General features: G+C 68.4%; 1 protein-coding gene. It reads left to right on the top strand.

Annotated features, from left to right (window positions below; genetic code table 11):
• The first annotated feature begins 44 nt into the window (after positions 1-44).
• Positions 45-257: an MbtH family protein gene (locus ACWZEH_RS02690; RefSeq protein ID WP_384010758.1), complete on the top strand. Its 213-nt coding sequence runs from the start codon at positions 45-47 to the stop codon at positions 255-257.
• Positions 258-294: the final 37 nt, after the last annotated feature.

Below are 294 nucleotides of genomic sequence, written 5' to 3'. Positions count from 1 at the left end.
CCCCTGTCCGACCGACCCCACCCACCCCAGTACGGAGCACCCCCATGACCAACCCCTTCGAGAACGACGACGCCCAGTACCTGGTCCTCGTCAACGACGAACTGCAGCACTCCCTCTGGCCGGTCTTCGCCGACGTCCCCGCCGGCTGGACCGTCGCCCTCCCGGCCGCGAGCCGTCAGGAATGCCTCGATTACGTCGAGAAGAACTGGACGGACATGCGGCCCAGGAGCCTGGCCGACGCCATGGCCGAGCAGTGACCACTCCGAGCCCCCACTCCCTGCCCTCGAACACCAC

The sequence above is a fragment of the Streptomyces yamdrokensis genome (assembly GCF_053890455.1).
The sequence above is the reverse complement of the archived record's forward strand: the minus strand, read 5'-3'. Positions and strand labels throughout refer to the sequence as shown.